Source organism: Paenibacillus sp. EKM301P, assembly GCF_011800295.1.
Classification (GTDB): Bacteria; Bacillota; Bacilli; order Paenibacillales; family Paenibacillaceae; genus Paenibacillus; species Paenibacillus polymyxa.
On record NZ_JAALFM010000001.1, the window covers coordinates 345447 to 360108 of the forward strand.

The 14662-nt window shown below is 43.8% G+C and carries 16 protein-coding genes; 4 read left to right on the forward strand and 12 right to left on the reverse strand.

Annotated elements, in window-relative coordinates; genetic code table 11:
* Positions 1-223 precede the first annotated feature (223 nt).
* The gene (locus tag HFD99_RS01780) at positions 224-940 is read left to right on the forward strand and encodes a Crp/Fnr family transcriptional regulator (RefSeq protein WP_014599995.1); all 717 of its coding nucleotides are present in this window, start codon (positions 224-226) and stop codon (positions 938-940) included.
* Positions 941-1082: 142 nt separating this feature from the next.
* Here the strand turns inward: HFD99_RS01780 and HFD99_RS01785 are convergent, their stop codons facing one another.
* The 7 genes from HFD99_RS01785 to HFD99_RS01815 all read right to left on the reverse strand — a co-directional run bounded on the left by HFD99_RS01785 (position 1083) and on the right by HFD99_RS01815 (position 7130).
* A complete protein-coding gene (locus HFD99_RS01785; RefSeq protein ID WP_016822314.1) occupies positions 1083-1850 on the reverse strand; it encodes a dioxygenase family protein in 768 nt (255 codons plus the stop codon).
* A gap of 705 nt (positions 1851-2555) precedes the next feature.
* Entirely contained in the window at positions 2556-2900 is a 345-nt protein-coding gene (locus tag HFD99_RS01790) for a winged helix-turn-helix transcriptional regulator (protein ID WP_013371810.1), read from the reverse strand.
* A gap of 243 nt (positions 2901-3143) precedes the next feature.
* A complete protein-coding gene (locus HFD99_RS01795; protein WP_019687920.1) occupies positions 3144-3875 on the reverse strand; it encodes a ThuA domain-containing protein in 732 nt (243 codons plus the stop codon).
* A gap of 19 nt (positions 3876-3894) precedes the next feature.
* Positions 3895-4863, reverse strand: a complete 969-nt coding sequence (locus HFD99_RS01800; protein WP_167440791.1) for a sugar phosphate isomerase/epimerase family protein — start codon at positions 4861-4863, stop codon at positions 3895-3897.
* 77 nt (positions 4864-4940) lie between these two features.
* On the reverse strand, positions 4941-6023 hold the full coding sequence (locus HFD99_RS01805) for a Gfo/Idh/MocA family protein (RefSeq protein WP_016822317.1): 1083 nt from the start codon (positions 6021-6023) through the stop codon (positions 4941-4943).
* The gene (locus tag HFD99_RS01810; RefSeq protein WP_019687921.1) at positions 6016-6783 is read right to left on the reverse strand and encodes a sugar phosphate isomerase/epimerase family protein; all 768 of its coding nucleotides are present in this window, start codon (positions 6781-6783) and stop codon (positions 6016-6018) included. Before HFD99_RS01810 ends, HFD99_RS01805 begins: the two co-directional genes overlap by 8 nt.
* Positions 6784-6830: 47 nt before the next feature.
* Positions 6831-7130, reverse strand: coding sequence for a hypothetical protein (locus HFD99_RS01815; RefSeq protein ID WP_019687922.1), 300 nt, complete (start codon positions 7128-7130; stop codon positions 6831-6833).
* A 139-nt stretch (positions 7131-7269) separates the two neighbouring features.
* On the opposite strand from HFD99_RS01815, the gene HFD99_RS01820 reads away from it, so the two are divergent.
* Positions 7270-8088, forward strand: coding sequence for an AraC family transcriptional regulator (locus HFD99_RS01820; RefSeq protein ID WP_013371816.1), 819 nt, complete (start codon positions 7270-7272; stop codon positions 8086-8088).
* A gap of 79 nt (positions 8089-8167) precedes the next feature.
* On the opposite strand, the gene HFD99_RS01825 is transcribed toward HFD99_RS01820, so the two are convergent.
* The 5 genes from HFD99_RS01825 to HFD99_RS01845 all read right to left on the reverse strand — a co-directional run bounded on the left by HFD99_RS01825 (position 8168) and on the right by HFD99_RS01845 (position 12527).
* Positions 8168-9652, reverse strand: coding sequence for an alpha-N-arabinofuranosidase (locus HFD99_RS01825; protein WP_045244438.1), 1485 nt, complete (start codon positions 9650-9652; stop codon positions 8168-8170).
* Between the two features lie 325 nt (positions 9653-9977).
* Positions 9978-10256, reverse strand: coding sequence for a hypothetical protein (locus tag HFD99_RS01830; protein ID WP_045244437.1), 279 nt, complete (start codon positions 10254-10256; stop codon positions 9978-9980).
* Between the two features lie 98 nt (positions 10257-10354).
* Positions 10355-10672, reverse strand: coding sequence for a hypothetical protein (locus HFD99_RS01835; protein WP_031461702.1), 318 nt, complete (start codon positions 10670-10672; stop codon positions 10355-10357).
* A 57-nt stretch (positions 10673-10729) separates the two neighbouring features.
* Positions 10730-11674, reverse strand: coding sequence for a Gfo/Idh/MocA family protein (locus HFD99_RS01840; protein ID WP_123797352.1), 945 nt, complete (start codon positions 11672-11674; stop codon positions 10730-10732).
* 163 nt (positions 11675-11837) lie between these two features.
* On the reverse strand, positions 11838-12527 hold the full coding sequence (locus tag HFD99_RS01845) for a TerC family protein (protein ID WP_025365176.1): 690 nt from the start codon (positions 12525-12527) through the stop codon (positions 11838-11840).
* A gap of 351 nt (positions 12528-12878) precedes the next feature.
* Between HFD99_RS01845 and HFD99_RS01850 the strand changes: the two genes are divergently transcribed.
* Both HFD99_RS01850 and msrA read left to right on the forward strand, forming a co-directional pair.
* Positions 12879-13496, forward strand: coding sequence for a TVP38/TMEM64 family protein (locus HFD99_RS01850; RefSeq protein WP_045244435.1), 618 nt, complete (start codon positions 12879-12881; stop codon positions 13494-13496).
* A gap of 181 nt (positions 13497-13677) precedes the next feature.
* Positions 13678-14649: a peptide-methionine (S)-S-oxide reductase MsrA gene (gene msrA / locus HFD99_RS01855; protein WP_045244434.1), complete on the forward strand. Its 972-nt coding sequence runs from the start codon at positions 13678-13680 to the stop codon at positions 14647-14649.
* The last annotated feature ends 13 nt before the right edge of the window (positions 14650-14662 follow it).

The following is a 14662-nucleotide window of genomic DNA, read 5'->3' on the forward strand; positions in this document are numbered from 1 at the left end:
TGTTCACGCACTGATCGTAACACAGCTTTCTAAGATATTTTGTGATTTTTTTCACAATCTATTTAAAATTTTATTTTATGAAGTGAATTAAATCACAAAGTTTGGAATTCTGCCACTTTTACCCCCTCATCTTGCCCCAAAAACGCATTGCACAGGTATATAATGAATTTGAATTGATCAAGTTGCAGATAAAATAACATAGGATACAAAGGGGAAATGGACGATGAGAAACCCTACAAATGTAATGGAAGCCCGCGGCAACACCTGTTGCTTCTCGGAGGCCAGCTTCAACCGGCTGCAAGTGATGATGAAAGATCGAGTTATGCCAGAAAGTTCGCATCTGTTCTGGGAAGGAGATACAGCGGATAAGCTGTTTTATATTAAGCGCGGACGCGTAAAAGTGACCAAAACAACGGATGAGGGTAAGGAACTTATTCTATATATGTATCAAAGCGGCGATCTTGTTGGTCAAGCTGATCCTTTCTTCGGCACTAAGCATTCCTTTTCTGCTGAGGTTCTGGAGGACAGTGATATTGGCGTAATCGATCATACAGATTTGGAGTTGCTTATTTGTCAGCATTGTGATTTTGCGATTGACTTTATGAAATGGATGGGATCGCATCACCGCATTACCCAGACCAAGTTCCGCGATTTGATGATGTACGGCAAGCCTGGCGCTCTATGTTCCACACTCATCCGACTATGCAACACCTATGGTGAGCCTCACGGCGACTATATTCTGATTCATAAAAAGATTACTCATACTGACTTATCAAATATGATCGGTGCTACCCGGGAAAGTGTAAATCGGATGCTCAGTGATCTGCGTAAGAAAAATGCAGTCGAATACGATAATGGTATGATTGTTGTCAAGGATTTGGAAATGCTGCAAGGTGTATGTCATTGTGAATTGTGCCCACGTGAGATTTGCCGGATATAATAAATTTTTTTAATGTAAAAGGGAGTGCTGTAAGCCATTATTAGCTTATAACACTCCCTAATTTTATTCCACTCCCCATTTTTTAGAGAACGGACGGGACAGTAACAAAGCACATAACTCGACCTTCTTCTGCCTACCCACTTTAAAACTGCAAACATAGATAACTTAAATTTCCCATCTCATAGCTTCTATGGATGACCTTAGCTTTGTTTGCAGGGTCGCCACTACCCATTGCAATAAACAACGGTACAAAGTGTTCTGCTCTAGGTACAGCCTGACGAGCATACGGCGCTTCGCTTTCATAGTGATCTAAAGCTTCTATATCTCCGCTTTGCACTTTTTCGATAATCCAGTCATCAAAATCAATTGCCCAACGTTCCGTTTTCGTTTCTCCCCATTTGACAATACGCAGATTATGGACAGTCACGCCACTGCCAATGACCAGAATATCTTGTTCTCCCAACTCACGCAGCACTTCACCAATGGCAAATTGTGCTTTGGGCGAGAGGTACGGATTTACGGAAATCTGAACTACCGGAATGTCTGCCTCAGGATACATACGATGCAACAATGTCCAGGAACCATGATCCAGTCCTCTCACATGATCAGTTTGTACCTCGATGCCGTTTTGTTCATATAACTTTTTCAACTTATTAGCTAGTTCAACAGAACCATGTGCTGGATATTTCACTTCGTACAGTTCCGGTGGGAAACCTCCAAAATCATAAATTGTATCGTATATGTCATCCATTGAACTAATCGTTAACATTTGTGTCTCCCAGTGAGCTGTAAAGATAACAATCGCCTTAGGATGAATGCTTTTCCCCAACTGCTCTAAAAATGCAGTATAGTCCGTCTGTTCAATAGCAAGCATAGGTGATCCGTGGGCTAAAAATAAAGATGGTATCATTAAAATCTCCTTATCGTATACAGTTTATTTTATTCATATAGTAACTTTATGTAAGTTATAATACATAAGTAATAGAGTAATGTCAATCTCGATGCCAGCATATACTCAAAGATCAGCAATTTCTTTAAATAAAGATTGATATAGGTATAAAGTCATAGTAATATGTAACTAATAAATTTTAAAATACTACTATATTCCGATACAAAGGACTGGTTTCTATGGAGATACATACTTCGAATTGCCCAAAATGCGGTTCCATTTTCCGTCAAAATCTTAGAAACCTGTGTAGCACTTGTATTCAAGAAGAAAATATATTCTTTGACCGCTGTTCTAACTATCTATGGAGGCATCCTTCTACTCATACCCGCCAACTCAGTGATGTGACTAGCACACCTATGGATTTGCTCACAGATTGGGTAAGAGCAGGCAAATTTCCCTCCACATACAGTCAGCTTGATTATCCTTGCGAGTCTTGCCGTTCTCCCATTTATGCAGGAAGACTTTGCCACTCGTGCTTAGGCACATTTCGTACAGCCGCACTGGATATTCAATCCCGTGTCCCCCGCCGTACAACAGCCGGAGTATTCTCAGTAGCAGGCCGTGCTAAAAGCTATTAAGCCGTACTACCTATCACAAAATAAAAAAACAGCCTTTTTCCTAGGAAAAGGCTGTTTTGCTATGAAAAACACTTAATGAGTTTGGTGATCATCTAATCCATTCCTCAGCCCAAAATTGAATCTGCTCCATAACCGGCTGAAGTGCACGACCTTTGGTGGTTAGCTCATATTCAATGCGGACAGGAGTTTCCGGATATACATGGCGTGTAAGAATCCCTTCATTTTCCAGATCCTTCATCCGCTCTGATAACATTTTGTCACTCATTGTGGGAATCAGATTGGAAATATCCTTAAACCGCTTGGGACCGCTCATCATGGATTGAATAATCAATCCATTCCAGCGCTTACCCAGACATGAAAAGGCGGTTTCAAAACGCGGACACATTTTTGTAAATTGCGGTTGACTCTCCAAATTTTTCACCTTCTTTTGCATTTCGGTTTGATAAAGCTTTCCTTTTGTTAGTATATATCATTTTAGCATACTTTATCCCGAAAGAAAACACTTTCTTAAATTTAATTACCTGTGATGATAAAGTTGCCATGACCAAAACTGATTATACAACAAACCAATGCGGCAGGTATATGTCTAATTCGTTAAATACAAAAAGGCGGAATCCCAGAGGTTCCGCCTGTAAATCTGTTCTTTATAGAATTTATCATAATGTGATAATTGTAACTATACCAACACTCCACCAAGAGGCCTTACTGGTTCACTCCTACCATATATTGGTTTTTTATTGCTTGTCGGAGAAGCCCAACGGATGCTGTTAGCAATGACCTTCAAAATATCAGGTTGGTAATAAGTTGGATAGGTTTCATGCCCTGGTCTGAAATAAAATATTTTACCACTGCCTCGATGGAAGGTGCATCCAGTTCTAAATACTTCGCCGCCTTCAAAGTTACTGATAAAGACCAGTTCATCCGGCGCAGGAATATCAAAGAACTCTCCATACATCTCTTCCTGCTCTAAGAGAATTTTGGCGTCTATCCCTTCTGCAATGGGATGTAACGGATTTACTGACCAAATAATCTCCTGCTCGCCTGCAACTCTCCATTTTAAATCACAACTGGTGCCCATCAGAGCTTTAAATGGCTTAGAAAAATGGCCTGAGTGCAGTACGATGAGGCCCATCCCTTCCTGCACACGCTTGACGACACGCGCTGTAACTTCATCGCTCACCTGGTCGTGGGCTTTATGTCCCCACCACAGCAGCACATCTGTGGAATTGAGGATTTCTTCTCCCAAACCATGCTCGGCATTATCACGCAGAGTAGCTGTTCGAATGGCAAAACCTTCATCTGCCAAGCCGTCAGCCAATGCTTGGTGTATGCCGTTAGGATAAATCCGTTTGGCTTCTTCATTTAACTTCTCGTTCAGAAATTCATTCCAAATGGTGACGTTAATCATCACAGTTCCCCCTATTAGGTTAGACCCACCACATCTCGCTCAGCGGTTCTTCAATCAGGACCTGGCGAAGATTATGGACAGCCTTAGTAAAGCCTTCTTCTACAGACATCAGACCGTCTTCATGCTCAATACTTACTACATAATCGTATCCCACCAAACGCAGAGCACTGATAATATCTGCCCAGGTTTTTACATCATGACCATAGCCCACAGTACGGAACTGCCATGCTCGATCTAACATATTCGTATACTCCTGCATATCAGTAAGTCCGTATTTATTAACATTGATCGGATCAATCGTCGTATCCTTGGCATGGAAATGGTGGATGGCTCCCTCTCGGCCCAAAATTTGAACCGCCTGTACGGGATCAATTCCCTGCCACCACATATGGCTCGGGTCCAAATTAGCACCAATGACCTCTCCTGCCGCTTCACGCAAACGAAGTAAGGTTGCTGGTGTATGCACGGAGAAGCCCCCGTGTAACTCCAGCCCTATTTTAACATGGTGATCTGCTGCAAATTTACCTGTCTCGGTCCAGTAAGGAATAATTTTATTCTCCCATTGCCACTTCAATACTTCCTGAAAATCATTAGGCCACGGAGCCACGGGCCAGTTTGGATACTTCGCGTCCTCGTGATCCCCCGGACAGCCTGAGAAAGTGTTCACGACAGGAACTTCCAGCTTTTCTGCCAATCGGACGGTTTTCAAAAATGCATCATGATCTGCCTGTGCCAAATGCTTTTGTGGGTGAAGCGGATTGCCATGACAGCTAAGCGCGCTAATCGTTAGTCCGCGAGATTCTACTGCCTTTTTAAAATTTTTTAGCGCCGTATCGTTCTCCAGCAGCTCATCAGGCTTGCAATGCTTATCTCCCGGGTTGCCACCTGTTCCAATTTCTACAGCATCCATTCCCTGAGAAGCCACATAATCCAGCGCCTCCTCTAGCGAACGTCCACCAAACAGCACCATAAATACTCCAAGTTTCAAAAGAAATCCCTCCCTGTATCATATGTGAAAAAAGCTGCTTTCATTATAGTGATTGTCTATTCGGGATAATTATAGGCTTAGTCAAAGTAAACTGCTTTTCCCGTGCGGGCCGATTCATAGATGGCTTCCAAAATTTCAGTAACAACCAGTGCCTGCTCCGGCTTCACAAGAAGTTCTTTGTCGTCCAGAATAGATTCGATCCACAGACGGGCTTCACGGTCTGCTTCATTTTCCGTTTCACCGGAGTAAAAGGCAACTCCTCCTGCATTCAGATCTATTTTTGTATCAAACAAACGGCTATTCTTTTCTCCGTTAATGCGCAATCCATCCTGCATATCTGCTCCGCCTTCGGTACCGCATAACAACGTCTTGGCTTCACCAAACTCTACAACATTTAATGCCCAGCTGGATTCCAATACAATTGTAGCTCCATTTTGCATGGTGATGAATCCAAAAGCTGAGTCCTCTACTTTAAATTCATCAGGATTCCACGGTCCAAAAGCGTTTGCTGCATTTTTTCGGTCTCCCAGCTTATGGAAGGTTGAACCTAGTACGCTTTTAGGCTTGTAATTATCCATCAGCCAAAGTGTCAGGTCGAGTGCGTGTGTGCCGATATCAATAAGCGGGCCACCCCCCTGTTTCTCTTCATCCAAGAACACTCCCCAGGTTGGAACCGCACGGCGGCGTAGAGCAATGGCTTTACCCAGATAAATCTCACCAAGCTCTCCTTGCTCGACCAATTGCTTCAGATACAGACTGTCATCACGATAACGATTTTGATAAGCAATGGACAGCTTTTTGCCTGTACGGTTGGCCGCATCAAGCATTTCCCGTGCCTGCTCAGCAGTTTTAGCCATCGGCTTTTCACATAGCACATGCTTACCTGCCTCCAGCGCCGCTACTGTAATTTCTGAGTGCGAGTCGTTAGGGGTACATACATGTACAACTTCAATGTCTTTATTTTCTAGCAACTGACGGTAATCGCTATAAACTTGCGATCCTTCTGCACCATACTTTTCAGCAGCCTCTTCAGCACGTTCTGGTATAATGTCACAGAAAGCAATGATTTCTGCTCTCTTTTGCTTGGCAAGACTCGGCAAGTGTTTGCCGTTGGCAATGCCCCCACAACCGATAATCCCGATCTTGAGTGTTTTAGACATGAATATTTCCTCCTTGAGCTGCGTATTGTTGGAGCCACTTCATACTGGTTTCAATGCTTTCGATTGGAGGATTTGAGCTGAAATCCTGTTCCACGACAACCCAATCCACACCTGCTTCAATAGCGGCGTCTGTAATAGCCTGAAGCTGCACTTCTCCTTTGCCTAACTCTACAGTAATTGCTTTCTGCTGCTCGTCACGTGCCATATCCTTTAAGTGAATGATAGGTAGGCGTCCACGATATCGTCCGATGTATTCCACTGGATCATAGCCTCCATAGTATACCCAACAAGTATCCATTTCGACCTGTAACAAATCATCGGGAACCGCATCATATAGAGCATCGAATACCGGGCGATCATTGATTTTCTCTGTTAGTTCAAAATCATGATTGTGATAGGCGAGTATCAACCCATGCTCCTTTACTTTTTCACCAATATGATTCAGATTAACAAAAAGGTCATCCCACTCCCGCTCTTCTTCGGTTAAATAAGGAACAATGAGGTATTTATTGCCCAATTCTTTGTGATATGCAATTTCCTCATCCAAATGATGCAGCAAGCGGCTGTATTGTATATGGGTTCCGACAACCTCCAGATTCAGCTCATCCAAAAGCGCTCTGACATCCTTGGCACTACGTCCGAAAAAGTTATGAAACTCAACCCCTTTGTAGCCCAGCTCAGCTACCTTGCGCAATGTACCTTCAAAATCCTGTTCAATCTCTTCCCTAACTGTGTATAATTGCAATCCTACTTTAGTCATTCTCCTTCACCTCTTTGTCAGGATGAATTTCCGTTATATCTGTTCCATTACACCTGCTTGCCCGCCTCTGGTATCGCACATCTGCAGTGCCTGGCAGCCAGGTACCGGCAGATAAATGCAAGCTCCATCTCAAGCCGAAGCATCGATCCTTCCACTTTGTATACGTTTTCAACACTCAATTTATCGACCCTCTCCTTGGCCCTTCCATTCAATAGATCACCAAAGGTCACTACTTCAAAGGGCGGGTTGGTTTGGAGAATTTTAAGATATACCGAGCTAGTGTTACCACAGCTGATAATCCCGGCCTTGATTCGTTTTACGTCTTCACACTCCTTGGCCTCTAACATGTACTTTCTCATCTAACATGTAAGCTTTACAGTTCACATGGTATTCTATTTTGCTTTCGTTTAAAATGAATAATATGATTAAAACATGAACAATCTGGTCAATATTTGAAACAGCCATATGCCCAAAGGAGTCATCATCATGTCTATCATTGAGCCTTGCCAGGTTCTTACCGCAGGCTATTCCTTCCACCGTAAGCCCTTTTATTCGAACCAGCCTGATGGAATCAAAAATTATTTATTCCGTCTGCAAACAGATGGACGCTGTCAAGCACGCATTGACGGGAAAATGACACGGATTGAGGCAGGTGATCTGCTGCTGTTCAATCCAACCGAGCCTTATGAACTGGATATTCACAGTGAGTTGAATCCCATGGGAGAACAGGTTGTTGAAAGTGGGGATTATCACATTTTTTTCGGTGGTCCGTGGGTAGATGAGTGGTGGAATCATCACAAACGTCCCAACCGAATTAAGGTTCAACTCACAGAAGCCCTGCTTGGTCTATTTCGTCAGCTCGTGTTGGAGCAGCGACGTATTTCTAATCCTTACCCGGAAATATCAAGCTATTACATACGCATTTTATGTTTGGAGTTTGACCGTATACTATCTGAGCAGCCCATTGCTACTCATCATAACTATCTTGCTTATCAGATAAAAAATTATATTGAAGAAAATGCATCATCTAATTTTAAGCTGGATGATGTCTCTTCACACGTTGGAATCAGCGTATCACGAGCGGTACACCTTTTTAAAGAAACGTTCGATACGAGCATTATGCAGTACACACTGGACATCAGGCTCAACATGGCAAGGGAGCGTATCATTTTCAGTCCCATGTCACTGGAACAAGCCGCCGAATCGTCAGGATTTGCGAACTACACATACTTTCATCGTGTATTTCGTTCCCGCTTTGGTATGTCGCCCAAGGAATTTAGGTTGATTCACCGCGAGCAATTGTAGGAAAAAGAGAGCGTTCAGGGGAACGCTCTCTCTTTTTTATAACAATATACCGATACTACTCACATACCACAATCTGTTTTTACGGAGCAATCGTCAGAATCACAACTGACATCGGTGGCAGTGTAACATCCAAATGCTGACCTTGCAGCTGATAAGATGTAAAAGCTTCCTTTTTCACCCGCTCTGGCTGATCAAATGTATTATGTGCCTGCATATCGTCACTGGCTAAGACAACACCATTGATCTCCTTAACCTCTTCGAGCCCTCTTAGCTCAAGGCTCAAATTTGCCGATTCACCTGGATGGACGTTGCATAAGCTTATATGAATAAAGCCATCTTGTGCCTTAGAGGCGGACACACTTACTTGTGGGATGGAATCTCCATCATACTCATAGTTGCCTACATTCGCCTGAATAGCCAGTGCTTGTGCATCCTGATGCACTTTGAACATTTCAAATACATGGTATGTCGGCGTCAACAGCATAGCAGGGCCTTCTGTCAAAACCATCGCTTGCAAAACGTTGACCATTTGAGCAATGTTGGTCATTTGCACACGATCATGATGATTATGGAATATGTGCAGGTGTAGTCCGGCTACCAGCGCATCCCGCATCGTATTTTGCTGATAAAGGAAGCCAGGATTGGTACCCGGCTCGGTCAGGAACCAAGTTCCCCATTCATCGACGATCAGCCCGACCCGTTTGTCAGGATCATATTGGTCCATAATGGCAGAGTGACGAGTAATCAGTTCATCCATATGCAATGATTTTTTCATCGTCTCAAACCATTCTGCTTCATCAAAACCAACTGCGTGTCGTTTCCCTTCCCAACTCCCCGGAATTGTGTAGTTGTGTAGACTCAAACCGTCCATCAGATGCCCGGCTTCGCGCATCAGCACTTCGGTCCAACGGTAATCATCCACATTCGCCCCACCAGCTATTCGATAAATGCGATTCTCTCCATAGTTACGGACATATGTCTGATAGCGGCGATACAAGTCGGCATAATATTCAGGGCGCATGTTACCGCCACAGCCCCAGTTTTCGTTACCCACTCCAAAATATTTGAGCTTCCAAGGTTTTTCACGACCGTTTTCCTGACGCCATGCAGCCATAGGAGACTCCCCGTCAAAGGTCATGTACTCTACCCACTCCGACATTTCCTGCACTGTACCACTGCCTACATTCCCACAAATATACGGCTCTGCATTCAATAGCTCACACAGCTGGAAAAACTCATGTGTACCAAAATGGTTATTTTCAACCACACCGCCCCAGTGCGTATTTACCATTCTTTTGCGGTTTTCTTTCGGTCCAATCCCATCTTTCCAATGATATTCATCCGCAAAACAGCCCCCAGGCCAGCGCAGCACAGGAATGTTCAGCTGTTTCAGCGCTTCTACCACATCATTTCGAATTCCGTCAGTGTTAGGGATTGGAGAGTCCTGTCCCACCCATAAGCCTTCATAAATGCATCGTCCAAGATGCTCAGCAAATTGCCCATAAATATTTTTATTAATGACACCCTGTTCCCAATCGGTATTTACAATAACAGAACCCTTCACAACAAACCCTCCCAAAACATTAAGATTGTTGGAACATCACACAAATGATTGCGCTTTCATAACGGTATAAATTACACTCTCACTACCGTTATCTTCTTGGAATCTAATGTTACACATTGTCATGCCTAATAACCTCTTTATTAATATAAATATTAATAATTAAACAAAAACATTTTACGTGTTTAATATATTTTATTGTCTACAATTTGTCAATTGCTAACAACAAAGTCCAAGCAAACTAAAAAGGTCTGCCATTAAGGCAGACCAGGGGATGACTACTTTAGCCTGTAATCTCAGGTTTAACTGAGTCTGGGCTTTACATTTTTCAAGCTGATCCTCGCCAACGTGAACCGTGGTAACTGGGACAATTTTGAGTTGCTGCCAAGGCACGTATACGAACAATACTTCCACTAATGCCACATGTGTGCCCGGACATTAACTCATTGCATTGTGCGCAGGCTAACAGTCTGGCTTCGTACACTTCATCGTTTACACATTCCATTTTGGGTCTCATATTGTTTAGAATTCTGGTAATTTGCTCTTCCGATAAAGCGATATCTCTTTCACAGCCTTTACAAGTGCTTGGCACAGGTATATCTTCCATCGTCAGCTTACCCTCCTGATCAACAATATCCTCAGTAAAAATAGTTTATTTCCACGATGCCACGACTGACTTTGCCAGATACTTTATTTTAGCTGGACTTATTTCCGTTCCGACGGGAGCTGGGCAGACGCCTCAGATACGACCATCGCCAAGTCCTCATTTCCGAACATGGACAGGACGCCTAATACCGTATCCAGCGGAATATCACCTGCTTCTTCTCGCGATACAGTCAGTTTGCGTATTCGTAGCAGACGCTCGTTGCTATCCTGCTGTGGATAGGCTTTACGATATAGTTCCTCTGGCTCCAAGCCGTTATTAATGCACCATTGAGCAAACACAAGGATCATCATATCTTCTTCTTGCTTATAATTTTCAATGATGGCTTCTTCTAACTGTTTTCCGCGGTTGTCTTCCATTGATACATTTCTCCTTCAACCTATAACTCTTGATGTCTCGATCGTCATAGTTCGATATTAATCACTCAAACGATTAATCAGTTCTTCCGCCAGCATATGGCTTTCCAACACTTTTCCAGCTTGTATAGCGCATTCCTCCGGACGATGAATATGCTCCAGAAAATGATTCACCACCCCGGTAAATCCCCGTCTTTCTAATATTGTATCCCAACTTCCAAAAGTTTGAGTTTGTGATAAATTATTTTTTTGCATGAAAACAGCCTGTTCCATATTCGTTACTTCTACAGACCGTCCTGCCCCGTGAAGCTCCAGCTTCTCTATGTCAGCCCCTGCCTGTCTGCTCATACTGTATGTACCGGCAGCATCCCCCAAACGCAAAGTCCCAAATGCAGCGTCCATGTAACCTTCACTCGTTGTATCCAGACTACTATGCAGTAGCTCATAATTATCGCCACCCAGCCATAATAGCAAGTCAAGCATGTGAATTAAATCATCATAAACCGTCTGTGCCGCCGGTCTACGATCATATCCAGTTCGGTGTTTAATCGCCGCACATTGACTGAAACCACCCACTTCCTCTAGCCAAGCTTTTGCAGCCACATAGTGCGGAGCAAAACGCCGATTAAAACCTACCGCCAGCAGTACAGCCTGCGCTTCCGCGAAAGCAGTCATTTCCAAATTCTGACGAACATCATAGGACAATGGTTTATCCACGTACACCGCTATCCCTTTTTCAATACACGCCATGACTAGGTCAAAATGAGCTTCGGTGGCCGCATGTATAAATATTGCTTCCGGCTCCCATGCCAGCATTTCCTTCACATCCGTCGTTCCTCTTGGTAGTCTATACTGCTCCATAATAGAACTGACCGGCTCCTGTGAACGGTTCATGACACCTACGATGTCTACACCTTGGTGTGCAGCCAGTAACGGCAGGTACACTTTACGAGCGATACCACCCAATCCTGCAATCGCTACTCTTGTCTTGATTTGCTTGTCCATATCGTTCCACCTCTAATCACTCATTTCATCTGTTGTCTAGTTTACATGGAAGTCCGCTGACAAGCAAAGAAAAGAGGCTACTCCCGATCCAGATGGACCTGACGGAACAGCCTCTAAGACTTGAGTATCCAGCTTCAGCCAGATTACTTCAATATAAGTTAGCTTATGCGTGCAATGCTTCCTTTTTTGTTTTCTCACTTTTTATTTTTTTAACACGCATCCCAATGGCTACAACCAAAACTACAACCAAGGCTTCGAAACCATATTTAACGACTCCATTTGCGAACCAATGTGCAATTAATGGCTCAGCCACCACCATTTTAGCAGCGGTATACGCTAATACTGCGGCTCCAATTGTAATCACTACCGGGTAACGTTCTGTCAGTTTCAGAATAATCGTGCTTCCCCATACCATGATCGGAACGGAGATTGCCAGACCGAGAATAACAAGTAGCATATCCCCATGAGCGGCTCCCGCAACAGCAAGCACATTATCGAGTCCCATCATTGTATCCGCAATAATAATGGTGCGAATCGCTGCCCACATCTGATTTGTAGCTGAAATTTCATGTTTTTTCTCTTCGACCAACAACTTATAGGCGATATAGATAAGGGCGAGACCCCCAACCAAACGCAATCCATATATTTGCAGTAAGTATGTGACCAGCACGGTAGCAATCACACGAATGATGACTGCTCCGACCGTTCCCCAGATAATGACCTTCTTTTGATTGGCCTTATCAACATTCCGCGCCGCCAAGCCGATTACGATCGCATTATCACCAGCTAGTACCAGATCAATGATAATGATGGACAATAATGCGGTTAAAAACTCGATTGACAAAAAATCCATACGTTTCTCCCACCTTCTTTATTTATTTTGTTATACTGTACATAGTTCAGCGCTTTATACTAAAAAAGCGCCATTTCGCAGAATCCGGAAACGGCGCTTGACCCCATTTTGGCATCAAAAAAAGACCATTTACCCGGATTCCTAAAATCCTGGCAAAGGTCTCGCTTACAACATTACGTTGCCAATAAAGCCGGGGATTAAGAATCCCGTAATGACGACTTTACTCGCTGAGCTACTCCCCTTTGGGAACTATTCTGTTAGTGGCAGTATAGCATACATTTTTGGGAATGTGAACCCTATTTTTTCTGTATAAGCAAAAAGCCGAACAGGGATATTGAAAGAGGTATGTAAATGAAAAAATGGTTACTCCCCGCGGCTTATGTTTCGCTGCTCTGCATCGCGTTTATCTACAGATATGATTGGCTCGCATGGGCGGACCAGCAAACCTCCTTTCCGGTTCTGCTGCTGCTCGCATTTTTATTCGCGTTAATTCCGTTTATCCCTTACAAGCTGATTATCGCTTCCATTGCTTATGCAGCAGGCGCCTGGCAAGGTGCTCTGATTTGCTGGCTTGGCACTACTTTCGCTGCGTTAGTCGTATACAGTGCCGTACGTACCCTGTTTCGTGACAAAGGACGTGCTTATTTGGAGCGTGTTCCCGCACTGGAGCGCTTCAATCAGGTCATGGAGAAAGAGCCTTTTACTGCTGTGCTACTGGCTCGCCTGATTCCAGTCATTCCTCAGGCAGCTGTAAATGTATATGCCGGAGTAGCAGGGTTTCCGTTCTGGAGCTTTATGCTAGGCACAGCGATCGGCAAGCTTCCCGCAATTGCAGTGTATGCTTATGCAGGCGGTACCTTTGCGGAACATCCAATCACGGGTTTGTTTATTTTACTGCTATATACTGCACTGGTAGGTGGCGGATTTGTACTTTACCGAAAAAGAGTTAGGCGCGCCAACAAAACATGATAGCAATGAGTTTGTACCGGTTCTGTAGAATGTTTGATTGCTTTTTTTGGGACACACTACAGCTACGCAGCTGAGTACTTTCTGATGTTTCGTTGGATTTTGCAAAAATCCCGTATATAATTTAATTGTAAGCTATTTAAATAACAACTAATTAAACATTCTCAGATTGGAGTGATAAAATATGAGCACCAACAATCCAAACACGGTAGAAAAGGCAACTTTTGCGGGCGGCTGCTTCTGGTGCATGGTCTCCCCTTTTGAGGAAATGCCCGGTATTTTGAAGGTTAGATCTGGATATACAGGGGGTCACACCGAAAATCCTACCTATGAAGAGGTATGCTCTGAAACAACGGGACATGTGGAAGCCGTACAGATTACATTCGACCCCCAAGTGTTCCCGTATGAAAAACTGTTGGAGTTATTTTGGCAACAGATTGATCCAACGGATGAAGGTGGACAATTTCACGATAGAGGTTCATCCTACCAAACGGCTATTTTCTATCATAATGATGAACAACGCATCAAGGCAGAGGCTTCCAAAGAAGCTCTTGCTCAAAGTGGCCGTTTTGACAAGCCCATTGCAACATCTATTCTGCCTGCCGCAACTTTTTATGAAGCAGAAGAATATCATCAGGACTATCATAAGAAAAACCCCGCTCACTACAAACGCTACCGCAAAGGGTCGGGACGTGAAGATTTTATTGAGCAAAATTGGGCTGTCAAGATTGATAAGTCCGAGCTCAAAGATCGGCTGACGCCTATTCAATACGAAGTAACACAAAAAAACGCGACCGAGCGCCCATTTCAAAATGAGTTTTGGGATCATGAAGCTGAAGGCATTTACGTGGATATCGTATCAGGAGAGCCTTTGTTTAGTTCACTGGACAAATATGATGCGGGTTGCGGCTGGCCTAGCTTTACCCGTCCGTTGCGCAGTTACAATGTCAAAGAAAAGACCGATCTCAGCCATTTCATGATTCGTACCGAGGTGCGAAGTCGCGAAGCAGACTCCCATTTAGGGCACGTATTCGATGATGGTCCAGGTCCAGAGGGTTTGCGTTATTGTATCAATTCTGCCGCGCTCCGCTTTGTGCCTCAGGAAGACTTGGAGCGTGAAGGATATGGAGCATATAAGTCATTATTTGAAAAGTAAGCAGCCGTAAAAT